18 protein-coding genes and 1 pseudogene are annotated in these 25,615 nt (G+C 65.5%); 5 read left to right on the forward strand and 14 right to left on the reverse strand.

Translation table 11 applies throughout. The annotated features are described in order from the left end of the window. Positions 1-169 precede the first annotated feature (169 nt). From AC1DN0_RS25090 to AC1DN0_RS25120, 7 genes are all read right to left on the reverse strand, one after another. Positions 170-1,396: a hypothetical protein gene (locus AC1DN0_RS25090; protein ID WP_477146085.1), complete on the reverse strand. Its 1,227-nt coding sequence runs from the start codon at positions 1,394-1,396 to the stop codon at positions 170-172. A gap of 827 nt (positions 1,397-2,223) precedes the next feature. Continuing rightward, positions 2,224-3,648 (reverse strand): efflux transporter outer membrane subunit, encoded by a 1,425-nt coding sequence (locus AC1DN0_RS25095; RefSeq protein WP_477146086.1) that lies wholly within the window; start codon positions 3,646-3,648, stop codon positions 2,224-2,226. Between the two features lie 11 nt (positions 3,649-3,659). Continuing rightward, positions 3,660-4,574, reverse strand: a complete 915-nt coding sequence (locus AC1DN0_RS25100; RefSeq protein WP_477102615.1) for an HlyD family secretion protein — start codon at positions 4,572-4,574, stop codon at positions 3,660-3,662. Next, the gene (locus AC1DN0_RS25105; protein WP_441631055.1) at positions 4,561-5,310 is read right to left on the reverse strand and encodes an ABC transporter ATP-binding protein; all 750 of its coding nucleotides are present in this window, start codon (positions 5,308-5,310) and stop codon (positions 4,561-4,563) included. The genes AC1DN0_RS25100 and AC1DN0_RS25105 overlap by 14 nt, the downstream gene beginning before the upstream one ends. Positions 5,311-5,320: 10 nt before the next feature. Continuing rightward, entirely contained in the window at positions 5,321-6,445 is a 1,125-nt protein-coding gene (locus AC1DN0_RS25110) for an ABC transporter permease (protein WP_441631057.1), read from the reverse strand. Between the two features lie 7 nt (positions 6,446-6,452). Continuing rightward, complete coding sequence (locus AC1DN0_RS25115) at positions 6,453-6,842, reverse strand: hypothetical protein (RefSeq protein ID WP_441631059.1); 390 nt, start codon at positions 6,840-6,842, stop codon at positions 6,453-6,455. A 151-nt stretch (positions 6,843-6,993) separates the two neighbouring features. Next, complete coding sequence (locus AC1DN0_RS25120) at positions 6,994-7,587, reverse strand: TetR/AcrR family transcriptional regulator (protein WP_441631061.1); 594 nt, start codon at positions 7,585-7,587, stop codon at positions 6,994-6,996. A 461-nt stretch (positions 7,588-8,048) separates the two neighbouring features. Between AC1DN0_RS25120 and AC1DN0_RS25125 the strand changes: the two genes are divergently transcribed. Next, positions 8,049-8,909: a hypothetical protein gene (locus tag AC1DN0_RS25125; protein ID WP_441631063.1), complete on the forward strand. Its 861-nt coding sequence runs from the start codon at positions 8,049-8,051 to the stop codon at positions 8,907-8,909. 45 nt (positions 8,910-8,954) lie between these two features. Here the strand turns inward: AC1DN0_RS25125 and AC1DN0_RS25130 are convergent, their stop codons facing one another. Together AC1DN0_RS25130 and AC1DN0_RS25135 are read right to left on the reverse strand one after the other, a co-directional pair. After that, positions 8,955-9,425: a cyanophycin metabolism-associated DUF1854 family protein gene (locus AC1DN0_RS25130; protein ID WP_441631065.1), complete on the reverse strand. Its 471-nt coding sequence runs from the start codon at positions 9,423-9,425 to the stop codon at positions 8,955-8,957. Positions 9,426-9,439: 14 nt separating this feature from the next. Then, positions 9,440-11,740, reverse strand: a complete 2,301-nt coding sequence (locus AC1DN0_RS25135; RefSeq protein WP_441631067.1) for a cyanophycin metabolism-associated ABC transporter — start codon at positions 11,738-11,740, stop codon at positions 9,440-9,442. Between the two features lie 240 nt (positions 11,741-11,980). Between AC1DN0_RS25135 and cphA (AC1DN0_RS25140) the strand changes: the two genes are divergently transcribed. Both cphA (AC1DN0_RS25140) and cphA (AC1DN0_RS25145) read left to right on the forward strand, forming a co-directional pair. Beyond that, entirely contained in the window at positions 11,981-14,617 is a 2,637-nt protein-coding gene (gene cphA / locus AC1DN0_RS25140) for a cyanophycin synthetase (RefSeq protein ID WP_477146087.1), read from the forward strand. A 20-nt stretch (positions 14,618-14,637) separates the two neighbouring features. Next, positions 14,638-17,208, forward strand: a complete 2,571-nt coding sequence (cphA, locus tag AC1DN0_RS25145) for a cyanophycin synthetase (protein WP_441631070.1) — start codon at positions 14,638-14,640, stop codon at positions 17,206-17,208. A gap of 974 nt (positions 17,209-18,182) precedes the next feature. Here cphA (AC1DN0_RS25145) and AC1DN0_RS25150 read toward each other — a convergent pair. The 4 genes from AC1DN0_RS25150 to AC1DN0_RS25165 all read right to left on the reverse strand — a co-directional run bounded on the left by AC1DN0_RS25150 (position 18,183) and on the right by AC1DN0_RS25165 (position 22,162). Beyond that, positions 18,183-18,842 carry an amino acid ABC transporter permease gene (locus AC1DN0_RS25150; RefSeq protein ID WP_441631072.1) on the reverse strand — a complete coding sequence of 220 codons (660 nt, stop codon included), beginning with the start codon at positions 18,840-18,842 and terminating at the stop codon, positions 18,183-18,185. Positions 18,843-18,949: 107 nt separating this feature from the next. Continuing rightward, complete coding sequence (locus tag AC1DN0_RS25155; RefSeq protein WP_441631074.1) at positions 18,950-19,747, reverse strand: transporter substrate-binding domain-containing protein; 798 nt, start codon at positions 19,745-19,747, stop codon at positions 18,950-18,952. Positions 19,748-19,889: 142 nt separating this feature from the next. Beyond that, entirely contained in the window at positions 19,890-20,801 is a 912-nt protein-coding gene (locus AC1DN0_RS25160; protein ID WP_441631076.1) for a glutamate/aspartate ABC transporter substrate-binding protein, read from the reverse strand. A gap of 98 nt (positions 20,802-20,899) precedes the next feature. After that, positions 20,900-22,162, reverse strand: coding sequence for a D-amino acid dehydrogenase (locus AC1DN0_RS25165; protein WP_441631078.1), 1,263 nt, complete (start codon positions 22,160-22,162; stop codon positions 20,900-20,902). Positions 22,163-22,294: 132 nt separating this feature from the next. Between AC1DN0_RS25165 and AC1DN0_RS25170 the strand changes: the two genes are divergently transcribed. Together AC1DN0_RS25170 and paeA are read left to right on the forward strand one after the other, a co-directional pair. After that, complete coding sequence (locus tag AC1DN0_RS25170) at positions 22,295-23,248, forward strand: LysR family transcriptional regulator (RefSeq protein WP_441631080.1); 954 nt, start codon at positions 22,295-22,297, stop codon at positions 23,246-23,248. Positions 23,249-23,343: 95 nt separating this feature from the next. Next, complete coding sequence (paeA, locus tag AC1DN0_RS25175) at positions 23,344-24,657, forward strand: polyamine export protein PaeA (protein WP_441631082.1); 1,314 nt, start codon at positions 23,344-23,346, stop codon at positions 24,655-24,657. A gap of 157 nt (positions 24,658-24,814) precedes the next feature. Here paeA and AC1DN0_RS25180 read toward each other — a convergent pair. Beyond that, a pseudogene (locus AC1DN0_RS25180) lies at positions 24,815-25,615 on the reverse strand (phosphatase PAP2 family protein); the annotation flags it as partial.

Below are 25,615 nucleotides of genomic sequence, written 5' to 3' on the forward strand. Positions count from 1 at the left end.
ACCTTGGCACGGATGACTTTCTGTTCCTGAGTCATGGCGGACTCCTTGTGGATTCCGCCGCACACTGGCACTCTGGGCTACGCCCTTCGCACCGATGTGCGGCGGCATGGATAACCAACCACTGTCAGATTTAGTCTAGGCTATTACAGCTACTGCGACAGTAACCACGCTATTYCGGCGCGTCCTCCCCCAGGAATTCAGCGCGTAGCTCTCGAACATAGCCGACTGTCAGGCCCAGCTCATCCGCCAGACTGGATGCATAGTCTCTCGCAATGACGCTGACCCCCTTTCGCTTGTCCGAAGCAATGCGATCCAGATAGCCTTGCTTCGTTTGCTTCCGCGCTTTCCGCGCTGCAGCGGCCCGATCCCCAGCCTTGGCTTCATGGCTACGCAACTCACCGCTAGGTGCCGCCCGCCACGCCGCTGCCCGCTCCGCTTCTGCAGCCGGGTGGAGCTGTACAGACCTCAACCTCATCTCCGCAGCCTGCTGCTGCAGCATGGCATCCGCACGTTCGAACACTTCCCAATAGTCACCCTCGGCTAGCTGTCCCTTACCCCTTAGCGCCAGGACGGGCGTCAGGTTTCCGCACTCACGGACTTGCTCAAGCAGCGCGGATATAACGATGCGTCTGCGAAGTGCATCCTCCGATGGTTCGTCATGTACTGGCGTTGCCTCGACATCCAGAACGACCTGGYGCAGCTCGCGCGAACGGCGCTCGCCTGCATCTTCCGCCGCATCGCGTCCCGAGACGCGTGGAAGGCGAAGGATAGCCGGGCCATGGCTACCAAGCCCCAATGCAGCAATGCTCGCTTCCTTCATTGCCCCGCGCGCCGATAGCGCCTCGAATGCACGGCCCATGGTGGACAGCGCCGCCGCATTCACCCCAAGGGAGTCCAGCATCGCGGATGCGTTGGCCAAGCTTGGCCAATGGGGCAAATCTGCAAGACGCTTCGTGACGGCAGCCACGGCGCCATACTTGCTCGCCCAGGCCGCGGCTACGGCCATTTGGTTTTGATAGCGGTCAGTGAAATCGGCGAGGACCCGCATCTGCGCTTTAACGCGCAGCGAATCAAATTCAACTCTCGCTTGGATCTCACGATATGTGCTGCCACTTAGCTGCCGGCTCAATTCTGTGGCAAGAAACGAGGCCCCCCCCATCCCAATGGGATCGGCGCTACGCAACTCCGCAACAGCCCGACTTCGGCTAGCTTGCGCTTCGGCAAGATACTCATCGAAGGAAGTATTGGAACCATGCGCGGCTATCCAATCATGCATACGCGCGGTCGAATGGCTATCGATCTCCACGATCCGCGCGCGCCCCTCTTCTACGCGCCGTCGCCGCTGCTCGGCATAGCTATCGAAACAAGCCAATTGCTGGCTCGCCATCTCATCCAATGTCGCACCCTCCATGCGCCTTCAGGGGATGCGAGGCCAGCCGGCGAAGGTTTCCGGCGTTCGGGTGGCCACCCTAGGCCCCGCGAGGCCGATTGTAGCAAGTGCATCCCGCGCCTGTTGGGCGGCGGCACGGGGCGATTCTCATCGCGCCGCGTCCCGGAAGAGCGCGAGAAGGCCCAGTTCCAGAAGGGGGGCAACCCGCCACCGGCCAAGCACAATCGACACTGAAGAGCAAACCCCACAGCCCCAAGCGGGTTTGCTGGAAGAAACGGCCCGCAAAGCCTTATGCCACCGTGGCTGCTTTGGCGTTGTCACCAACTTTGTCACCAAAATATATGTGTGTCACCAAAAAACACAAAGATAGTTGGTGACACTGAAACCGTTGACAGGCATGGCTTTCCGGTCGATTCCCTACCCTGTCACCAGTGTCACCAAGCTTTTTTGCGGCTAGCTTCTTCCGCCATGTGGCCGCTGTGCCCATCCAACATCGGCCGACGCCGCCCGTACGACCGGCGGGCGCGCGTCGCACTGAACCTCGCGAGAGGGGGCAGCGTGCCTCGCCTGGGGGTAACTTTGGGGGTAACTTTCACCAATCTGAAAACAAGATCGGCCACCATGGCCACTTTCCGGCATCTATTCGATTGACGCCGGCCCACCAATATTCAGTCCCGGATAATCCCGGGACTACCCAAACCCCCGAAGGCGCGACGCCTTTCGGGGGTTTTTCTTTTTGGTGGACTGCCTATAATCGGCCGCCATAATCCGGAGATACCAGGAACCATGGCGTTAGTGCGAATCTCGCATCGCACTAAAGAAATGGGCGACGCTTACCGCCCCAGCGACCTGTGCGCCGACGCCCAGCTGACAAGCACCTCGTGCTGGCGCACGGTGAGCTCGCGTCGCGCGTCGAGCCATGCCATGTCTGCCCGTAGGGCGGCATCGCGCGCGCTTGTCCCCGCCGCGACCAAAGCCCTGGCCGCGGCTTGGTCAGCCGCGCGCCGTGCGAGACCGGCTGCCGCGATTTCGCGCTGCCTGCTGGCGGTGGCTACGGCCCCGAGCGCGACCTCCACCTCGCCCAACGCGGCCAGCACCGTCCTGCGGTAAGCTGCTTCCTGCTCTTCGGCAGTCGCGGTCGCGTGGGCGGCATGGGCCCGCAGCCTGCCCCCGTCGAACAAGGGCATCTGTACCGCGGATCCGAGTGCCCAGCCAAGCGCATCGCCACTGAGCCACCGGCCCAGAGACTCGCTCAGGAACCCCGACGTGCCTGTCAGCGTGAGCGTGGGGTAGCGCTCGCGCCGTATCCGCTCGGCGGCCATGCTGGTGGCAACTACGCGGTGCCATGCCGCATCGATATCGGGGCGGCTGGAGATCACCGAAGCGGGCATGTCGGCGCGCAGGGACCCGGTGAGCGCCATCCGGCCGAGATATCCGTCCTGCGCCTCCAGTTGCAGTTCCGATGGCGCACGACCCAACAGCACCGCCAGGCGAGAGATGGCGTCGTGGCGATCTTGTTCAACCTGCACCAACGACTGCTGCCGCTGCGTCACCAGATCGGCCCGATGCCGGACGGCGGCCAACGTTGCGAGCCCAGCCTCGCGCCGACCGGATTCGTCCGCCGTCAGCTTGCGGGCAAGCTGCAGATCCAGCAGCAAATCCTGGCGTAGCGCGTCGGCCAGACGGACATCGGCGTAGGTGCGTACGACGTCATGAATCAGCCACTGCCGCACCGCGCGGCGATCCGCCTGCGTCGCATCGGCGTGGGCACCGGCCTCGCCCTGCGCAAGCGCCAGGCGGCCAAACAGATCGATTTCGTAGCTGGCGGCGAGTTGCGTGCCAAAGTGCGAACTCCGGTACGGTGGCACGCGAAATTGACCGCCCTCGCCATCCCGGAACGCGGATTGCTGGATACGCCCCCGCTCCGCGTTCACGTTCAGGTCCAGGCGCGGCATCCTGTTTGCACGCGCGGCATCCACCGAGGCGTGTGCCTGCCTGACCCGCGCGGCCGCTGCCCGCAAGTCCAGGCTGTCGTCGAGCGCGACATCCACCAGGCCGTTCAGAACGGGATCGCCGAGGCTTGTCCACCAATCGGCGGGCAGCGCCGCTTCGGCGGCATCGGGCAACCCGCTCGCTTCGGTGACAAGGCCGGACCACCGCTGGGCTGGCGGCGCGGGACGCGTTGGCGAGACCGTGCCGGGYACGCATCCGGCCAACAGGAACGAAAGCGCCAGCATGGCAATGCAGATTCGGTGCATCCTGTTCCTCCTCAGCTCGCCAGGAAGCGCACCACCACGCGCTGGCCAATAAGCAAGTCTTGCGCATCCAGCGCGACGACGACTTCTACGACACGGTTGTCCTGCTTTTCGGCGGGGTCATCGCCCGCGCTTCGCTGCCCGACGATTCTGCCAACGCGCAGCACCTTGCCGCGCCACCGCCGTGCGGGATCCGCCTCCAGGATGATTTCCGCCGGACCTCCCGTCTTGATGCCCGGGATGTATTGCTCTTCCAGTTCGGCACGAACGATGCGGCCAACATCCGGGGCGAACAGGAAGAGCGGCGTGACATTGAGCGTGCTGACGCCATTGCCGGGCCGCGCCTGCCGCTGGATGATCTGGCCGTCGAGCGGTGCCGTGATGGACCGCTCCTGCACTTCGCGCTCAGCGATGGCGTGCCTCGCGCCTGCCGTGACGATGGCGGCTTCGGCGGCAAGCAAGCCCACCGCCGCGCTGGCGCGCCGGTCCCTGGCCTGATCCAGTTCCTGGCGCGGAATGGTCTCGTCATCGGCAAGCGGCTGCAGCCGCCTGGCCTCGCGCTCGGCAGCCCCGAGTTCCACGCGGGCCTTGTTGCGTTCCTGGACGGCTTGCCCGACTTCGGCGCGGGCCAGAGCGAGGCCGCGCACCGCGATCTCCGTGTCCAGCGTTGCCAGCAACTGGCCAGCCCGCACTCGATCGCCTTCCTCGACCATGACGCGGGCAATCACGCCGTCGCGCCTGGCGGCCAGGCGCACCGGGCCGCCCTCGATGTCCACGCGCCCCTTGGCGCTGGCAAGCGCGCCCGCCGGGACGCCATGCCGGGCGGACGTTGGCGCACCTGGCGTTTCATGGCCGCATGCGCCCAGCCACAGCGCGGCGGCAACGAGCCAGCAAGCCTTCGGCAGGCGAATCGGACTATGCATATTCATGTTTGCGCTCCTCTGGCGCGAGGTTGTTTGCAGACGGCCGCCCACGCTGTCGCCGATCACGGATGACGATGCCGTCCTCTAGCTCGATGACGCGGTCGGCATGCGACAGGAGGCGGGGGTCATGGGTGACTCCCAGCACCGTTGCGCCATGCTCGGCGGCGATCCTCTTGAGCAGGTCGATCACGATCTCTCCGTTGGTCTTGTCCAGCGCTGACGTCGGTTCATCGGCAAAGATCAGCCGGGGGTTCTTGACCAGCGCCCTGGCAATGGCCACGCGCTGCTTCTCTCCCCCTGAAAGCTCGGCGGGCCGCAGGTGGCTGCGATGGCCGAGCCCCACTTCATCGAGCACGCGCCGCGCTCGCGCAGCCGCCGTTGCGCCACGCGCGCCGAGGTACTGCAGGGGCAGCAGCACGTTCTCGAACGCGGTGAGCGCCCCGAACAGGTTGAAGCCCTGAAAGACAAAGCCGCAGTTCTCCAGCCGGAACCGGTCCAGCGCCGCTTCATCCAGCGTCCACAGTTCGGTGTCCAGTGCAAAGACCTGGCCGGTGTCCGGCCTGAGCAGTCCGGACATCATCGACAGCATCGTGCTCTTGCCCGATCCCGAAGGCCCGACAATCAGCGTCAACGCCGCCGGATAAATCTCGAGACTGCTGTCCTTGATCACCTGCTGCGTGATCTTGCCGACCGTGAACGCCTTGGCGATGCCGCGACTGGCGAGTGAAGGTTGGATGGGCATGGGTTCCCCCTCAACGAAGCAGTGATGCCGGCTCGGCGCGGCCCAACGGCCTTAGCGCGAGCAGCCCGGAAACGATGGCGATCGCAAGCAGCAGCCCGCTGGCGCCTGCCAGCATCCAGGCGGGAAACCGCATGGAAATCCGCAAGGCATCGCCCAGCCATGCGATCAGCAACGTGAATATCCCCGTCGCGAACAGGCCGGCCACCCCGACCCAGAGCGACTGCTCAACCACGATGGCCCGCAGCGATTTGTGCGGTACGCCTAGCGCGCGCAGCGCGGCGAACTCCTTGACCGAGGCCAGGATGGCGCCTGAAAGCGTCTGGCTGGTTATGACCATGCCCACCACCAGGGCCAGCAGGGATGCAAACCCGGTGCCGATCCCCGAGCCCGACTCGAGCAGCCAGTAAGCCTGCGACTGCGTGGAAAGCGTATCTGCCGTCCAGACGCTGTAGCGTGGGAATCGCGCCTTGTCCGAGATCTCGGCGGCCACCTTGTGCGCATCGAATCCCGGCTTGAGCCGAACCAGGTAGAAGGCAGCCTGCTCGGCGGTTTCCGGAGCGAGGTATCGCGCGGTCGCGAACGAGGCCAGTACATTGACGCCGCCGACGGAGCGTATGCCTTCGACAACRCCGGCGATGCGCGCCCGCCGGCCATTGATCTCAACCGCGGTGCCTACCTGCGCGCCCAGTTTGCGCATGTCGGCAGCGTCGATGATGATGGCATTGGGCTCGCGCAGCAGCGTCCGCTCAGCCGGCGTGAGCAGCCGCGAAAAAACGAGCCCGGCACCGGACACATCCATGGCGTGGAGCAGCACCGATACCGGCACCCCGTCCGGGCGCCTCAGGTCGCCGTATGCGGTGGTATAGGCTTCGATCCTGCCGGCACCGGAATGGGACCAGGCAAGCGCATCGCTCCCGCGCCCCAGCGGCCGGCCGAGATCGACACTTTGCGTGTTGCGAAAGCCGATCCACAGCTCGGCGCCGGATTTGTCGACTACCGCCGCGACCGAGCCGAACAGCCCCAGCAGCAGCGCTAGTTGCACAACGATCAGCAGGCCCGCGAAGGTGATGGCGAGCACGGCGGCGAGGTAGCGCCGCCATTCATGGACGAGGGTGGCACGAGCAAGGGAAACCATGCCTGCCTCACTCGCAACGAGGCGCCGGGGCAATGCGGCGGATCAGGGTGTATCGCTCGACCACCAGTCCGAGCGGGCCCCGCACCTCGACCAGCGCCCGGTGCGCGGAAGCCTGGCTGATATCGACCGGATGGCGGCTGACGGCTGTGCCACCGAGCAGCGTCTCGGGATCGGCGATCTGGCCAATCAGCATGGGCGCGTCCCCATCCTTGCTCTCTTGCGGCACTAGGCCATCGACCAGCACCGCGCCGCACAACTTATTGAGCTCTGCCTCGCTGCGCCGGTAAGCGGCCCGGGGCGGCTGCACGATCATGCCGCAGGCATTTCCCGGCACGTCCGGACACGGTCGGATGTCGATGACCGTGCCGTCGTCCAGGAAGGTCCACTGCCCCGCCATGCCCACTGGCCTGGCATGACCGCAAGCCAGGAGAAGGAGTGATCCAATAATAAACGGAGTAATCCGTCCGGTTTTGAGAAATGCCAGGAATACTTGCATATGCTGTGATATCGCTTTAATCAGCTGCCGTTACGTGGGCCGTCCCGCGGGATCAGGCAAAGATATAGACGCGGCAGAAATCCGCCATTGCGGTGGCCGTGGCCTGCATATCGATTTCGATGCCCGTGTCGCGGTCGAACCCCAGGCCGGAAAACATGGCCAGGATCAGGTTGGTAGCGCCGCGCGCATCGAGCGAGGCTCGCACCCAGCCCTCACGCTGGCCCCGTTCTAGCTCCATGGTCAGGGTCTGGCGCAAGTCCCGGTCAAAGGCCAGCACCTTCTCGTTCCATTCCGGATCGCGCTGTAGTTCCAGCCAGCTATCCGCGCCCAGGTCGTACTCGGAGGGCGCGAGGACCGCCGCCAGCCCTGCCGCATCTACCTGGCCGAGCCATTCAAGCCCTTCCCTGCTCGCCAGTTGGCGAACCTCGCCCTGGTAACGCGCGAACTCGCGGGCGGCAATCTCCATGATCATTTCCTGCTTGCTGCCGAAATGCCTGAACACGGTCCCGGCGCTCAGTCCAGCCTCGGCGCAGATGTCCTCGGTACGCGCGGAGTGGAATCCCTTCGTCTTGAAGGTGCGCGCGGCCGCCCGCAAGATGTCGTCCCGGCGCTGAGCGTGAAGCTGTTCGTCCTTCGTCCTGGCCATGATTGTAATAAACGGAGTAATCCGTCGCATTATATGGACATTCGGAGCGATGTCAACTGTCCGCCGCGGACTTGCCGCAGCCGCCATGTCTTGCGAATACGCGCGGTATTCGCCCAGAATTTTTGCACCCTCTCTGCGAAATTAAGAGCCGTCTGATTCACATTGGCAATGATTCTCTGCATCATCTGGTCAGATCGCCTCCCAGGAGGCGACCTTCCAGGTCGGGGGAATCACCCTCCCGGCCATCAGTTGCCCTCCAGCGCCCGCCAGTTCCTGTGCGGGCGTCTTTTTCGCGAGGCATATACCCGATGCCAGCCGATTTCGGAACGCGCAAGCACCGCGGCACCCCTCTGCCGTCTACTGCATTAATTTGTAATCAGCTGTTACAGTCCACTTTTTTTTTCGACAACCGGAAGGCGGCGCCAGCGCCGCCCGGGTTCACCGGAACGGGCAACGTATAAATGAAAAGAACGATTGGGGCAGCCGGCTTCGCGCTGGTTCTCGTGGGCTGCGGCGGATCGGGGGATAACGATGGCGGACTGGCGATCATACGGACCCCACCGGCCACTGTCCCCGCTGAACCGGCGGTCCCGGCGGTCCCGGTGGTTCCACCGGCTCCGGACACCAATGCGCTGGGCACGGGCATCTACACCGGCACTACCGTCGCCAACGAACGGTTCAACATCCTGGTCCTCGACGAGAATGTCTATTACGCGTTCTACGCCAGGGCAGGTGTACCGGACGTACCGTCCGGCGTGGTGACCGGCAACTATAGTTCCGGCAATGGCGCGCTCACCACCAACAACAACGGACGGGACTTCAACCTGGTGGACGTGGGCTACAGCCTCACGGCAGCGAACCTGGCCGCTTCCTACACGCCAGGCACGGCACTGCAGGCGCAACTCAACTACCGCAACGGCAGCGTCGCGACGGTCAACACCACCTACAGCACGGACTACAACTACATCGCCACGGCCGATGGGTTGAAGGGAACGTACTACGGCGCGACGGAGGTGATCGATACCACCGGGCTTGGCCCGGGATTCGCGCGGCTGGATATCGATGCCAACGGCAAGTTCACCGTCGACGGCGGCACGGGTTGCAGCTTTACGGGCAGCGCCACGCCGCGCCGCCAGGGCAAGGTCTACAACGTCAGCATTACACTGGGCGGCCCGCCCTGCCGCAATCCGAATACCGTCATGAGCGGCGTGGCCTATTACGATCCGACCACCACGCATAGCCTGCCCACCCCCGGCCAGCTCTATCTGTTCGCGATGCGGGCCGATCGCGAGGTGGGCTTCCTCTTCACCGGCAAGCACTGATGCCAGGGCGCGGCAATCGCGCCCTGAATGGCACGCCCGTGCGGCTTAGAGGAAACGGTCCAGCAGCTTGCGGCTGGCCTTGTCCAGGCCCATCAGGTTACGTACCAGATAGTGGATGCCGTGGCTGTCGGAGATCAGCAGCGTGGAACCAGCCAGGCGGCGGATGTCTTCCTCGCCGCGCAGTACCAGCGAGGTGCGGCCGCGGTCGGTCTCCACATCCCAGGTGCTGGGGGTGGCATAGGTCGACACCGAGCGGATCCGGCGGATCTCCGGCATGAATTCCCGGCTGGCCAGTTCGGCCTCGATCATCTCGCGCACGGAGACCGGCAAGGTGTCCAGGCGAGGCAGCCACGCCAGTTCGCGGCCGTCGGCGCTGATCATGCCGACGCCATCGTCCGGCGCGGCGATCGGGAAAGCGCGCACGGGCACTACGCCCTCATGCACGGTCCCATCCGCCGTGGTCATCACCAGGCGCCCAAAGGCATTGCGGGAGAGCTTGAAATCGACTTGTTGCATAGGGCCTCCCTTCCTTATTGCACGGTGACGGTGACCGCGGCGGCAGCATCGAGATCCGCCTCGGCATCGGCGTCAACGTTGCGGGCCTGCGCCTGGTAGAGCTTGTAGTAGGCGCCTTCGCGCGCCAGCAACTCCTCATGGCCGCCCACTTCGACAATCTGTCCACGGTCCATCACCACCAGGCGATCCGCCTTGCGCAGCGTGGACAAGCGGTGCGCGATGGCGATGGTGGTACGGCCTTGCACCAGGTTGTCCAGCGCCTTCTGGATTTCCTTCTCGGTGGCGGTATCGACCGAGGAGGTGGCTTCATCCATGATCAGGATGCGCGGATTGATCAGTAGCGCGCGGGCAATCGAGATGCGCTGGCGCTCACCGCCGGACAGCGCCTGGCCTCGCTCGCCCACCAGCGAATCGTAGCCATGCGGCAGCCGGAGGATGAACTCATGCGCGTGGGCTGCCCGCGCGGCGGCGATGATCTCCTCGCGGCTGGCGCCCGGCTTGCCATAGGCAATGTTCTCGGCAATCGTGCCGAAGAACAGGAACGGCTCCTGCAGCACCAGCCCGATATGGCTGCGGAATTCCGACACCGGCAGCGAACGGATATCGACGCCATCGAGTCGGATTGCGCCTTCGGAGACGTCGTAGAAGCGGCAGATCAGGTTGACCAGCGTGCTCTTGCCGGAGCCGCTGTGCCCCACCAGGCCGATCATCTCGCCCGGCTTGATCGACAGGTTAAGCCCTCGGATCACGGCGCGATTGCCGTAGCGGAAACCCAGGTCGCGCAGTTCGATGGCGCCTTCGACGCGCTCCAGGTGCGCCGGCCGCACGGGCTCCGGCACGCTCGATACGTGGTCGAGGATATCGAAGATGCGCTTGGCACCGGCGGCGGCCTTTTGCGTGACCGAGACGATGCGGCTCATCGAATCCAGCCGGGTGTAGAAGCGGCTGATATAGGTAAGGAAGGCCACCAGCACGCCGACCGTGATCGCGTTGTGCGAAACCTGCCAGATGCCGAAGATCCACACCACCAGCAGGCCGATCTCGGTCAGCAGCGTGACGGTCGGGGTGAACAGCGACCACACGGCGTTGACGCGGTCGTTGATCGCCAGGTTGTGCCGGTTGGCCTCGCGGAAACGCTCAACCTCGCGCTTCTCCTGGGCAAAGGCCTTGACCACGCGGATGCCGGGAATGGTATCGGCCAGCACGTTGGTGATCTCCGACCAGATCCGGTCGATCTTCTCGAAGCCGTGGCGCAAACGATCGCGCACCAGATGGATCATCCACGCGATGAACGGCAGCGGCACCAGGGTGACCAATGCCAGCCACGGGTTGATGGAGATCAGGATGGCCGCCGTCATGACGATCATCAGCACATCGGTGGCAAAATCCAGCAGGTGCAGCGACAGGAACACGCAGATGCGGTCGCTTTCCGAGCCGATGCGGGCCATCAGGTCGCCGGTGCGCTTGCCGCCGAAGTACTCCAGCGACAAGCGCAGCAAGTGTTCGTAGGTGGTCGTGCGCAGGTCGGCGCCGATGCGCTCGGACACCCGCGCCAGCAGGTACGTCCGCGCCCAGCCCAGGCTCCATGCCACCAGCGCCGCGCCCAGCAGGCCGGCCAGGTACAGCTTGACCCGGCTGTAGTCGATAGGCAGGCCGTTCTGGTACGGGATCAGCACGTTGTCCATCAACGGCATGGTCAGGTACGGCGGCACCAGCGTGGCGGCGGTGGACAGCAGGGTCAGCAGGAAGCCGGCCAGCAACTGGAACCGGTACGGCCTGGCAAAGCGCCACAGGCGCAGCAGCGCCCAGGTCGACGGCGGGGTCTCCAGATCGCGGCTACATTGCGGACATTGGTCGTCGTCCGGCGGCAGGGGTGCCTTGCAGGTCGGGCAGACCGCCTCCACATCGGCCTCGGCCAGCCCTCCCCGGCCCGAGCCGGACAGGTCGCACTGCGCGTGGAACTGGTCGATCAGGCGCAGCGCGGCCGGGTTGTGGCCGAGCGTGTAGCGCCAGGTGGCCAGTAATCGCCCACTGTCGTGCAGTTCAAGCGTGCCAACCCCGGCGTGATCGGCGTGATGCAGCGATAATCCGGGCTGGATCGTCCATTCCTGCCAGTCTTTTTGCCCCGGCATGCGCGCCAGCAAGCGACGATCCGTCACAAGTACCCAGCCTTGGGTAAAATGCAGCTTTGCGTCTAGGTCGACTTCCAGCCAGGCCAGGACGGCCTCGCCGGGTTGCAGGCGGGTGCCGATTTCGTTACGCCACGGCTCGTTCGGGGCGTCGCTGTCAATCACGGGCAAGGAAGGTTGGGTCATCGTTGGTACGGCATGCTGCGTCCCTGGGCTATGGACATAACTTGAAACAATTTAAGGCGGGCGCACCATGGCGGCCCGCCGATTTGCCCGCAGTATACATAAGGCCAAACACACGGGCGTCCCTGATGCACTGCACAATCGCTTTTTAATCAAGAAAGTCAACCGGCTGACCGTTGTAACGTTACTGAAAGGTTAGGCTTCTATTTCTCGGGCACTCGCCCACTGCCTCAAGCTAAATCAATGAAAAAGAAGGACATTGAGATTTTCGATGTCATGTCGCTGCGCGGCCCGAATATGTGGACATATCGGCCTGTGCTGGAGGCGTGGGTCGATATCGGGGAACTGGAGGATTTTCCCTCCAACACGATTCCGGGGTTCTACGAGCGCCTGTCGGCATGGCTGCCCTCGCTGATCGAGCATCGCTGCAGTATCGGCGAGCGCGGCGGCTTCCTGCAGCGGCTCAAGGAAGGCACGTGGCCTGGCCACATCCTGGAACATGTCACGCTTGAGCTGCAAAACCTCGCCGGCATGCCCGGCGGCTTCGGCAAGGCGCGCGAGACCCCGATCCGCGGTGTCTACAAGGTGATCGTGCGGGCCTGGCATGAGGACGTCACCCGTGCGGCCCTGTTCGCCGCCCGCGACCTCGTGATGGCAGCCATCGAGGACCGCCCCTACGACGTCCAGGAGACGGTGGACCACCTGCGCCGCCTGGTGGACAAGCACTGCCTGGGCCCGAGCACCGCCTGCATCGTCGACGCTGCCGACGACCGCGACATCCCTGCCCTGCGCCTGTCGGAGGGCAACCTGGTGCAACTCGGCTATGGCAGCCGCCAGCGCCGCATCTGGACCGCCGAGACCGACCGCACCGCCGCCATCGCCGAGAGCATCTCGCGCGACAAGGACCTGACCAAGAGCCTGCTGGAGTCATGCGGCGTGCCCGTGCCCGAAGGCCGGCTGGTGGAAAGTGCCGCCGACGCCTGGGACGCCGCCGAGGACATCGGCCTGCCGGTGGTGGTCAAGCCCTATGACGGCAACCATGGCCGCGGCGTGTTCACCAACCTGACCACCCGCGAGGAAGTCGAGACCGCCTACGGCGTGGCCATCGACGAAGGCAGCGGCGTCATCGTCGAACGCTTCGTGCCGGGCAACGAACACCGCCTGCTGGTGGTGGGCGGCCGCCTGGTGGCCGCCGCCATGGGCGAGACCGCCAGCGTGACCGGCGATGGCAAGTCGACCATCGACGAGCTGATCGAGTCGCAGATCAATTCCGATCCGCGCCGCGGCAGCACCGAAGATCACCCGCTCAACAAGGTCCGGCTGGATTCGGCCGCGCGCCTGGAGCTCAAGCGCCAGGGCTTCGACGCCACATCCGTGCCGCCCGAAGGCAAGCACGTGCTGATCCAGCGCAACGGCAACGTCGCCTTCGACGTGACTGACCGCGTGCATCCCAGCGTGGCCGCGCATGCCTCCCTGGCCGCCCGCGTGGTCGGCCTGGATATCGCCGGGGTCGACCTGGTGGCGCAGGATATCTCGCGCCCGCTCGCCGAGCAGCGCGGCGCCATCGTCGAGGTCAATGCCGGCCCTGGCCTGCTGATGCACCTCAAGCCCTCCAACGGCGAAGCGCGCCCGGTGGGCCGTGCCGTCGTGGATCACCTGTTCCCGGCCGGCGAAGGCGACGACAACGGCCGCATTCCGGTGGTCGGCATCACCGGCACCAACGGCAAGACCGTGGTGGCCAAGCTGGTGGCGCGCCTGCTGCAACTCTCCGGCAAGCACACCGGCCTGGCTTGCAGCGACGGCCTCTATCTCGACCGCCGCCAGGTCCAGGGCGGCGACCGCGCCAACTGGGACGCAGCCCATCGCATCCTGATGAACCGCRCCGTCGATGCCGCCGTGCTCGAAAACGACAGCGGCGCCATCCTGTCCGAAGGCCTCGCCTACGACCGCTGCCAGGTCGGCGTGGTGACCAACATCGATGTGCCCGACCATCTCGGCCAGTACTACGTCGAAGAAGTCGAGAAGATGTACAACGTGCTGCGTACGCAAGTCGACGTGGTGCTGGACGGCGGCGTGGCGGTGCTCAACGCGCGCGACCCGCTGGTGGTGGAGATGGCGGAGCTGTGCGACGGCGACGTGATCTTCTTCGGCCTGTCCGCGGACCTCCCCGCCATTGCCGCGCATCGCGCGGCCGGACGCCGCGCGGTCTATGTGCGCGACGGCAAGGTAGTACTCGCCACCGGCAGCCGCGAGACGCCGCTGACCGACGTGGCGGCGATCCCTCTCACTTATGCTGGCCGGGTGGCCTTCCAGGTCGAGAACGTGCTGGCGGCTGTCGCCACCGGCTGGGCTCTTGGCATCTCAAACGACCTGATCCGCGCTGGCGTGGTGACCTTCGATGTGGGCCAGGTGGATGCGCCCGGCCGCTTCACGCTGTTCGAGCGCAACGGCGCCACCGTGGTGATCGACGACGCCCACAATGCCCCGGCGCTGGAAGCGCTGGTGGCCGCGCTGGAACGCTTCCCGAGCGATCGGCGCGTGGTGGTGTATGGCGCCGGCGTGCAGCGACGCGACGAAGACATGGTCAAGCAAGGCAAGGTGCTGGGCGCCGCCTTCGACCGCGTCTTCCTGTGCGAGGATCGCTCCGTCAACAGCGCCCTGCCCGATGCCGAAGCGCGCGCGCTGCTCAAGCAAGGCCTTTACGAAGGCCGCCGCGTGACCAAGATCATCGACGAAGGCACGCGCCGCCAGGCCATCGAGGCCGCGCTCGCGCAAGTCGTGGCCGGCGACCTGCTGGTCCTGCAATGCGATGAGGCATCGACGCTGCCGACCATCGATCTGGTGCACCAGTGGATGGGCCAACCGGGCCGCCGCGCCTGATCCGGAAGGAAACTGATTTCATGGAAGTCTCACGTATCCGGGCCCTGCGCGGCCCCAACCTGTGGTGTCGCCACACTGCCATCGAAGCCATCGTATCGTGCTCCGACGAGGCCCACACCCTGGCCGACCTGCCCGGTTTCGAAGAGCGCCTGCGCGCGCGCTTTCCCGAGGTGGGCCCGCTGCGGCCCGACGACAACGAAGGCGTGGTGTCGCTGGCGCACGCGCTGGAATGCGCGGCGATGCGCCTGCAGGCGGAGGCCGGCTGCCCGGTCAGCTTCAGCCGCACCGCGCCTACCGTCGAACCCGGCACCTACCAGGTGGTGGTGCAGTACAGCGAGGAGGAAGTCGGACGCCTCGCGATGGAACTGGCCGCCACGCTGTGCCGCGCCGCGCGCGACGACGTGCCCTTCGACCTGGCCGACGCGCTGCATCGCCTGCGCGAGCTCGACGAAGACCTGCGCCTGGGACCGAGCACCGGCTCCATCGTCTATGCGGGCGTGGCACGCGGCATTCCTTACCGTCGCCTGACGCAAGGCAGCATGGTGCAGTTCGGCTGGGGCAGCAAGCAACGCCGCATCCAGGCCGCCGAAACCGATATGACCAGCGCCGTCGCGGAATCGATCGCGCAGGATAAGGAACTCACCAAGACCTTGCTGCACGCGGCCGGCGTGCCGGTGCCGATGGGCCGCTCGGTATCCGATCCCGACGAAGCCTGGGCCGTGGCGCAGGAAATCGATGCGCCGGTGGTGGTCAAGCCGCGCGACGGCAACCAGGGCAAGGGCGTGGCGGTGCGTATCCGCACCCGCGAGGAAATCATCGCCGCCTATGAGGTGGCTGCGGACATCAGCTCCGACGTGATCGTCGAGCGCTATATCCCCGGTCACGATTTCCGCCTGCTGGTGGTGGGCAATCACCTGGTCGCCGCTGCCCGCCGCGACCCGCCCCAGGTCACCGGCGACGGCAAGCACACCGTGCGCGAGCTGGTCGAGGAAGTCAATCGCGACCCGCGCCGCGGCGAGGGCCACGCTACCTCGCTGACCAAGATCCGCTTCGACGATATCGCGCTGGCTACGCTGGCCAAGCAAAACCTGACGGCGGACTCCGTGCCGCCCAAGGGCACCCGCGTGGTGCTGCGTAACAACGCCAACCTGTCCACCGGCGGCAGCGCCACCGACGTCACCGACGACGTCCACCCCGAAATGGCCGCGCGCGCCGTGGCCGCCGCGCGCATGGTCGGCCTCGACATCTGCGGCGTCGACGCGGTCTGCGAGACCGTGCTCAAGCCGTTCGAGGAACAGGCAGGCGGCATTGTCGAGGTCAACGCAGCGCCGGGCCTGCGCATGCATCTGCAGCCCTCCTACGGCAAGGGCCGCGCGGTGGGCGAGGCCATCATCTCCACCATGTTCTCCGACGGCGACGATGGCCGCATCCCAGTGGTGGCGGTCTCCGGCACCAATGGCAAGACCACCACGGTCCGCCTGATCACCCACCTGCTCGCCGCCAGCGGCCTGCGCATGGGCATGACCGGCACCGACGGCGTCTACATCAAGGGCGAGCGCATCGATACCGGCGACTGCAGCGGCCCGCGCAGCGCCCGCAATGTGCTGATGCACCCCGACGTGGACGCCGCCGTGTTCGAGACCGCGCGCGGCGGCCTGCTGCGCGAAGGCCTGGCCTTCGACCGCTGCGACGTGGCGGTGGTCACCAATGTGGGTGAAGGCGATCACCTCGGGCTGTCCTACATCAGCACCGTGGAAGATCTCGCCGTGCTCAAGAGCGTCATCGTGCAAAACGTGGCGCCGCATGGCATGGCGGTGCTCAATGCAGCCGACCCCATGGTGGTACGCATGGCGGACGCCTGCCCCGGCGCCGTGACCTTCTTCGCGGCCGACCTGAACAATCCGGTGATGGCCACGCACTGCGCGCAGGGCAAGCGCGTGGTGTACGTCGAGGACGGCCATATCGTGGCCGCCGAAGGCGAGAACCAGGTTCGCATTGCGCTGTCGGGCATCCCGCTGACGCGCGGCGGCACCATCGGCTTCCAGGTCGAGAACGCCATGTCCGCCACGGCCGCGGCTTGGGCGCTCGGCATCGACTGGGATGTGATCCGCCGTGGCCTCGCCACGTTCGTCAACGACGCAGCCAATGCGCCCGGACGCTTCAATGTGTTCGACTACAAGGGTGCGACGCTGATCGCCGACTATGGCCACAACCCGGATGCGATCCAGGCGCTGTGCAACGCCATCGAGGGCATGCCGGCCAAGCGCCGTTCGGTGGTGATCAGTGGCGCGGGCGACCGCCGCGATGTCGACATCCGCCGCCAGACGGAGATTCTTGGCGGTGTATTCGACGAGGTGATCCTGTATCAAGACCAGTGCCAGCGCGGCCGGGAAGACGGCGAAGTACTGGCTCTGCTGCGCGAAGGCCTGGAAGGCGCCAGGCGCGCGAGCGCGATTGAGGAGATCCGTGGGGAATTCCTCGCCATCGATACCGCGCTGTCGCACCTGCAGCCGGGCGACCTTTGCCTGATCCTGGTGGACCAGGTGGAGGAAGCGCTGGGGCATATCGAGCAGAGGATTGCCCAGGGGTGAGGGTGGGAGTCGCCTCGCGGTAAACAAGAAAGCCAGCCTTATCGGCTGGCTTTCTTGCTTTCTTGCTTTCGTGCTGCGGGGCGCGGCGTAGCTTCTTTGAGCGGCGTTGGCTCTTGCATTCAACAGCCATACGACATCGCCCTGCGAGGTTGGTCGCTGTTTCTTTTTGCGGCGATGGTTGTTGCACCCAAGTGCGTACGACATCCCCCTGCGGGGGATGCCGGTCACTCTTCTTTGCTTCGGCAAAGAAGACTAACGAGAAGAAAGCCGACCCTGCCGGGGGCAGAGCAATCAGGCCTATGAGGCTCGGTGGTTTCGTCGTACGGCCCGGAGTTCCGGCGAGCTTCTGCCGGTACCGGCTTGAGCGGCCACGAATCTGCCAGCTTCCGGGATTCACGGTGGGCCCCCCGGTAGCGGACATCACATGCTACAAGCCGTCTGTCGCGCGCGAAGTGGGCGGCCACGAAGTTGCAAGCGCACCGGTTCCGTCGTGGGCGCGGTGGCACCGCTTTGAAAAGCCCGAAACCTTGACCACTGCGCCCGCCCCACTACGAAACCATTGGCGGGCGATGTGTCGTGGTGGTTCGCGCCGGTAACGGTAGATGGTCGAATGGGCAAGGATTCCGCTACCGGGGGCCACACCACGAATCCTGGAAATTGGCAGATTCGTGGCCGCTCAAACCGGTACCGGCAGATGCCAGCAGAACTGTAGCCGTACGACGAATCTCCTGTCCCTTGCACCCGCGATTGCTCTGCCCCCGGCAGGGTCGGCTTTCTTCTCGTTAGTCTTCTTTGCCGAAGCAAAGAAGAGTGACCGGCGTCCCCCGCAGGGGGATGTCGTACGCACTTGGGTGCAACAACCATCGCCGCAAAAAGAAACAGCGACCAACCTCGCAGGGCGATGTCGTATGGCTATTGGGTGCAAACGCCAACACCGCCAAAATCAAAAACCACCTCCCCCTACCCCCTACCCCCTAATGCCTCCCCGGCAGCGACAACCGCCGCTCCAGCCGCCGCTGCACCTGCGACAACGCCGTACTGAGCATCCAGTAGATCGCAGCCACCGCAAGATAAAGCGGCAGCGGCTGGTAGGTTGCCGCTATCACCTCCTGCGCCGTGCGCAGCAGTTCGGTCACGGTAATCACCGACACCAGCGAGGTGTCCTTGATCAGGCTGATCAGGCTGTTCGACAGGCTTGGCACCGCCAGCCGCAACGCCTGCGGCCCTACCACGTAGCGCAGCGTCTGGCCCTGGGTCAGCCCCAGGCTATAAGCCGCCAGCCACTGGCCGCGCGGGATGCCWAGGATGGCGCCGCGCATGCTTTCGGAAAGATAAGCCCCCACGTTCAGGCTCAGCGTGAGCACGCCGGCCGGCGTGGGCTCCAGTGCAATGCCGATGCCGGGCAACCCGTAGTACACCACGAAGATCTGCACCAGCAGCGGCGTGCCGCGCATGATGCTGACATAGACCCGCGCGATGGCCATCAGCACACGCCGGTGGCTGATGCCCATCAGGGCGACCACGGTGCCGATCACCAGTCCGAAGACCATCGACAGCAGGGCAAACTTGATGGTGAGCAACATGCCCTGCATCAGCACGGGCAGCGAATCGGCGACAAGCTGGAGAGCGGACATGGTAGGCCCTGGAGCATGCCGGCCACGGCAACGAGGGCGGCCATGGCAGCATCACAACGTCACAACGCCCGGTTGACAGGCTCGCGCCCGGCAGGCGCAACCCGCGCTTACTTGGCCGGCCTGGTCACGTCCGCGCCGAACCACTTCACCGAGAGCTTGCCGAGGCTGCCGTCCTTGCGCATCTCGTCGAGCGCGCGGTCGATGGCCTGCCTGAACTTCGGATTGTCCTTGCGGAAGGGGATCGCCACCTCGGCATTGCCACCTTCGACGATCGCGCCGGGCCGCAGCGGCAGGCTCGACGTCTTGATCAGGTAGCCGATCATCAGGCGGTCGTTGAGCGCGGCGTCCACGCGTTCCGCCGCCAGGTCGCGCAGGTACTCCGGTGCGCCGGGATAGGTCTTGACGTCGATGCCGGCCACCGACTTGGCCAGCTCGTTGTAGTTGCTGCCCAGGCTCACCCCGAGCTTCTTGCCCTTCAGGTCATCGAGCGATTTGAACTGGCGCTTGTCGTCTTTGCGCTGGATCAGCTGCGCTGCCGAATAGACATAAGGCGTGGAGAAATCCAGCACCTGCTTGCGCTGCGGTGTGACCGCGACCTGATTGACGATCACATCGAACTTGCCAGCCTGTAGCCCGGCAATGATGCCGCTCCACTCGGTGGTGACGAACTCCGGCTTGACGCCGAGCTTGGCCGCCACGCCCTTGGCCACGTCGACGTCGAAACCCTCCAGCTGGTTGCCGCCGCCGCGGTAGTTGAACGGCGGATAGGTACCCTCCAGGCCAATCTTCAGCACGCCGGCCTGCTTCACGGTGTCGAGCAGGTCGGCGGCCTGCACGGCGGCACCCGTTGCCAGCAGCGAAACGGCGAGCAGTGCCCCGAGGCAGCCAGTACGAAGCGATCGCATATGTTCTCCAGTCAGCACAAGCGGCGCGAACCGCATTCGCGCCGCCAAGGGTTGGCCCACCAGGAGCGTAGACCTGCATTGAGCCTACCGCAACTTCCCGTTGCACAGCAATAACGATTCGCCCTGCCCGCGCCGGCCTGGCCTACTGGAACGCCTTGTCGTTAGGCTGTGCGTAAAGATCCTTCATCTCGGCCGAGAGCGGATAGTTGAGATTGATGCCGCGCGGCGGGATCGGCGACTGGAACCATTTCTTGTAGAGCTGCTCGGCGCGGCCGCTGGTCATCAGCCCGGCGATTACGCCATCGGCCAGCTTCTTGAAGGACGGATCGTCCTTGCGGAACATGCACGCGTAGTTCTCCGTCTGCAGCGGCGTGCCTACCACCGTCCACTCGCCGTGGTTCTTGGCCTTGGTCAGCTCACCGTACAGCAGCGGCTCGTCCATCACGAAGGCCACCGCGCGGCCGGTCTCCAGGATCAGGAAGGACTGGCCGTGATCCTTGGCGCTGATCAGGTTCATGTTCATGCCCTTCTCGCCGTTCATCTTCACCAGCAGGCGTTCGTCGGTGGTGCCCGCCGTGGTCACCACGTTGCGGTCCTTCAGGTCCGGGAAGTCCTTCACGCCCGAGTCCTTCTTCGTCAGCATGCGCAGGCCGTAGACGAAGAGGCTGTTGGAAAACGCCACCTGCTTCTGACGCTCGAGGTTGTTGGTGGTGGTGCCGCACTCGATGTCGATGGTGCCGTTCTGCACCAGCGTAATGCGGTTCTGAGAGGTAATCGGGACCAGCTTGACCTGCAGGTTGGGCATCTGCAGTTGCGTTTTCACCTTGTCGACGATCTGCAGCAGGATTTCGTGCGAGTAGCCCATCACGTCCTTGCCATTGGTATAGGAGAACGGGATCGACGACTCGCGATAGCCCAGCGAGATCACGCCGGTATCCTTGATCTTGCGCAGCGTCTCGCCATCGTCGGCGATGGCCGCGCCGGCGGCACACGCAAGCATGGCGGCAGCCAGCAGGCAGCGGGAGAATCGGTGGGGACGAACGTTGGATTGCATATCGCTTTCTCCTTGGGTTGGTGACGGCTCGTGAAGTATTGAGGTGGTGACGTCTCTGCGCCTTGACGCAAACAAAACTGCAACGCCGGCGCTAGGGCTCAGGCCAGCGTCGCGGCGAAATCCCCGGCTTCGATGACCGGCTTGCGCCCTGCCAGGCCATCGGCCAGCAAACCCGCGCTGCCCATGGCCAGCGTGAAGCCGAGCGCGCCGTGGCCGATATCAAGCCACAAGCCGCGCAGGCGCGAAGGCCCCACCATCGGCAGGCCGCTCGGCGTAGCCGGACGCAGGCCGGCCCATGGCTGCAACTGCCCAGGTTCCATGCGCGGCGCGATGTCGCCAAACAGTGCGCGCGTCTCGCCGGCCAGCGTGGCGATCCGCGCGCGGTCGATGACGGTGTCCGCCCGCACCAGATCGGCCATGCCGGCCACGCGCAAGGTATTGCCGATGCGGGCATAGACGATCTTGCGCGCAAAGTCGGTGATGCTGATATGCGGCGCGCTGGCGCCATCCGCGATCGGCACCGTGATGCTGTAGCCCTTGAGCGGCCACAAGGGCGGCCGCAGGCCCAGCGGCTTGAGCAGCGCCACGCTGCCGATGCCGCCGGCCACCACCACCGCATCGGCGCGCTCGATGCCGGACGCGGTGCGCACGCCGGTCACACGGTCGCCTTCGCACTCGATGCCCAGCACGCTGGCGCCGAAGCGCAGCGACACGCCAGGCCTGCCGCGCAGCAACTGTGCCAGTGCCAGGCAAAAGCGATGGCAATCGGCCACTTCCTCGCTCGGGGTATGAATGGCGCCGGCGATCTCGCCGCGCATGCCGGCCAGCGCCGGCTCCAGCGCCACGCACGCATCGCCGTCCAGCGCCTGTTGCTCGCAGCCCAGGCTGGCCTGATAGTCGAGCAGGCGGCAGGCTGCCTCGAAACTGTCTTTATCGCGATGCACAATGAGCTTGCCGCGCCGGGCGAAGCCGAACTCCGCCGGCTGGCTGTCGACGAAAGCCTGCATCAGGTCGCGGGAGTAAAAGGCAAGGCGCAGCAGCTTGCGCGTGGTGGCTTCACTGGTGGCGGCGTTGCAGGCACGGGCAAACGCAGCCAGCCAGCGCCACTGCGCGGGGTCCCCCGAGGGCCGGAAGCGCATCGGCGAATCGGGACGCAGCAGCCAGCCAGGCACTTTGCCCAGCACCCCCGGGCCTGCCAGGGGGGCGACATAGCTGTAGCTGAGCTGCCCGCCGTTGGCGAAGCTGGTTTCCTCGCCGGGGCCGCCGTGCCGCTCCAGCACGGTCACCTCATGCCCGTCGCCTGCCAGCCGCCACGCGGCGCTCATCCCGATCACGCCCGCCCCCACGATCACAACCTTCATCGTCCGCCTCTCTGCCCCGGTCCAATCCGATCCGACGAAGGTTAGACCAAGCAGCCAGCCTTGCCCAATGCGAATACGTGCAAGAATATGTCTTTAGGCTATAGGTGCTCCCCAGGCACCATCCGTTACCCGATGCGATTGCGCCAGATCGAGGTCTTTCGTGCGGTCATGCTGACCGGCACCGTCAGCGAGGCGGCCCGCCTGCTGCATGTCTCGCAGCCTGTCGTCACGCGCGTGCTGCAGCATGCCGAGGCCACGCTCGGATTTCGCCTGTTCGACCGGATCAAGGGCAGGCTGCAGGCCACGCCGGAGGCCACCGCGCTCTACGGTGATGTCGAGCGGCTCTATGGCGAGATCGAGCGGGTGCGGCGCGTCTCCGAAAGCCTGCGCCACAAAGGTGCCGGCCGCCTGCGTGTGGCGGCCACGCCGAGCCTGGCCAGCCCCTTGCTGGTGCCTGCCGTACGCGCTTTCTGCGCGCGCCATCCCGAGACCCAGGTTCAGGTGCTGACCCACCACACCGACGAGATCGTGCAGGGGCTGCTGGCCAACCAGATCGACCTGGGTTTTGCCTTCTCGCCGCCGCGCCACGAGGCCATCTCCAGCGAGCCGGTGGCCGGCGGGCAGATGCTGCTGGCGGTGCCTCGGGGCGAGCCGCTATCGTCGCGCGGGCGCCGGGCCGACGTGCCGATGCACCGGCTGGTGGAACGCCCCTTCATCGCCTACGACGACAACAGTTCGCTCGGCCTGCTGGTGCGCCAGACGCTGGCACGCAACGCGCTTGAGCCGCGCTCCACGCTGGAAGTCCAGACTTACTCGCTGGCACTGGCCCTGGTCGATGCCGGCCTCGGCCTGACCTTGCTCGACCAGTACACCGCGCTGGGCGCAAACCCCGAGCGCGTCTCGCTGCACGAGGTAAAGCCCGCCCTGTCGTTCGAGATCCAGTTGCTGCGCGCCAGCCACCGCGGCAGCTCCAGCCTGGCCGACGATATGCGCGAGCAGTTTGCCGCCGCGGCGCGGGAGGTGGCTGCTGCGCTGCCGCAGCGGCTGGAGGCGCCGGCGGTCAGTTTCGAGCACGCCCCTAAATGAGCCCTTTTGCCGTCCTCTATGGAAGCTGAGGAATTTGACAGTACCGTGCGCCGTGCACCATCATCAAAGCGCCTGAACGGTGCTTTCCCAAACCTATGTTCGCCCTGACCCTGCTTCTCCTCATCCTGGTAAGCGCCTTCTTCTCGATATCCGAGATCGCGCTGACCGCTTCGCGCCGCACCAAGCTGCAGACCCTGTCCGAGCGTGGCGACCGCCGTGCCACCAAGATCATGCTGCTCAAGGAGGAGCCGGGCAACTTCTTCACCATCGTGCAGATCGGCGTCAACAGCGTGGCCATCCTGGCGGGTATCGTCGGCGAGAAGCATGTCTCCGACCTGGTGCAGGCCGCGCTGCTGCCCTACCTGGACGCCGTCGCGACGCAGCGCATCGCCAATGTCGGCTCCTTCCTGATCGTCACCCTGCTCTTCATCCAGTTCGCCGACCTGATCCCCAAGCGCATCGCCATGACGTACCCCGAAGCGTGCGCGCTGGTGGTGATCGACCCGATGCTGACCCTGATCAAGATCTTCAAGCCGCTCGTCTATGTGTTCAACGGCGCCGCCGACGCCACGCTGCGCCTGTTCGGCGTGCCCACCAAGCATATCGACCAGATCACTTCGGAAGACATCGCCGCCATGGTCGACGCTGGGGCGGAAGCGGGCGTGCTGCACAAGCACGAGATTCACCTGATCGAGAACGTGTTCGAGCTCGATGCCAAGAGCGTCACCGCCGTGATGACGCCGCGCGACGAGGTGGTCTACATCGGCCTGGACGAACCCGCCGACAGCCTGCGCCGCAAGCTGGTCAATTACCCGCACGCGCAATACCCGGTGTGCGGGCACAACCTCGACGACGTGCTGGGCTATATCGATTCGAAGGACATCCTGCAGATGTTCCTCGCCGACGATTCCACCGGCGTGATCGGCAACATCGGCAATATCGGCAAGCACCACGACAAGAACGTGCTGGTGATCCCGGACACGCTCACGCTCACCGAGTCGCTCACGCGCTTTCGCGAGATGCACCAGAACTTTGCCGTGGTGATGAACGAGTACGGGCTGGTGGTCGGCATCGTCGCGCTCGACGATATCGTCGGCGCGCTGATGGGCAACATCATCTACTCCACCGAAGACGAACAGATCGTGCGGCGCGACGAAAGCTCATGGCTGGTCGACGGCCTCACGCCGCTGGTGGACCTGAAGAAGGCGCTGGAGCTGGACGAGCTGCCCGGCGAGGATTACGTCGATACCGCCGCCGGGCTGGTGATCTACACGCTCAAGCGCATCCCGAAGAAGTCGGAATCCATCGAGGCCGCGGGTTTCCGCTTTGAAGTGGTGGATATCGACCATCACAAGATCGATCAGTTGCTGGTCTCGCGGCTGCCACCGGCGGAACCGTTCCAGCCGTAAGCGCACGGCGATAACGCTCCACCGTGGTGGGCAACTGGAACGCCACGATCCAGGCGCCAACCACCACCACCGCCGCAGCAGCGGCCACGCCCAGGCGTAGCGGCGCAAGGCGCTCCGGCGCGTGCAGGGTCGCGTAGGCGGTACCCAGCAGCACGATCCAGGCAAAACCGAGCGCGCAACCGGCCAGCACGTCGGACAGCCAGTGCATGCCAAGGTAGAGCCGCGACAGGCAAATCAGCGCCACCGTCACCGCGGTCAGCGCAATCACCGGGATCCGGGCGCGCCACGGCTGGCGCAAGCACAGCAGGAAAGCCAGGAAGCCATAGGTCACCATGCTGCTGGTGGCGTGCCCGCTGGGGAAGGAGAAGGACTCCAGGCCGCCGTAGATGCTGGCAGGACGGCTGCGCTCGAGCGCCAGTTTGAGCACCATCACGCAAGCGCGCGCACCGACCAGCGCCCCCACCCAGTAGGCCGCCGCCACCCAGGCACGGCGCCACGCCAGCCAGCCAAACACGGTCACGCCCACCGCCACGGAAACTCGCGCTCCACCCAGTTCGGTCAGCACAACCATGGCCGTATCGAGCCACCCTTGCTGCCACGCGCGCAGTTGCGCGAACACGGCCTGATCCACTTGCACCAGCGGCGCACCCTCGGCGATGGACTCGCCCAGCCACAATAAAGCGCCCGCGCAAGCCAGCAGCAAGACCCCGCCCAGCGCCAGCAGGAGCAGTTCGGCGATATCGCGCTCCAGCATGCGGACCACGCGCGGCCACTGCCGGCCGGCACGCGCGTGCAGCGCATCGCGGCCACGCAGGCGCGCGGCATCGAGCCGGCGCACGAGCGGGCGGATGACCAGCAACAAGCCGCGCACCAAGCACAGCAGCAATAGCGCAAACAAGGCTAGCAGGCCCACTACGCCCAGCGCGGTCGCCGGCGTGAGCCAGGAAGCGGTAGGCAT

Source organism: Cupriavidus sp. 05N39 (genome assembly GCF_056397325.1).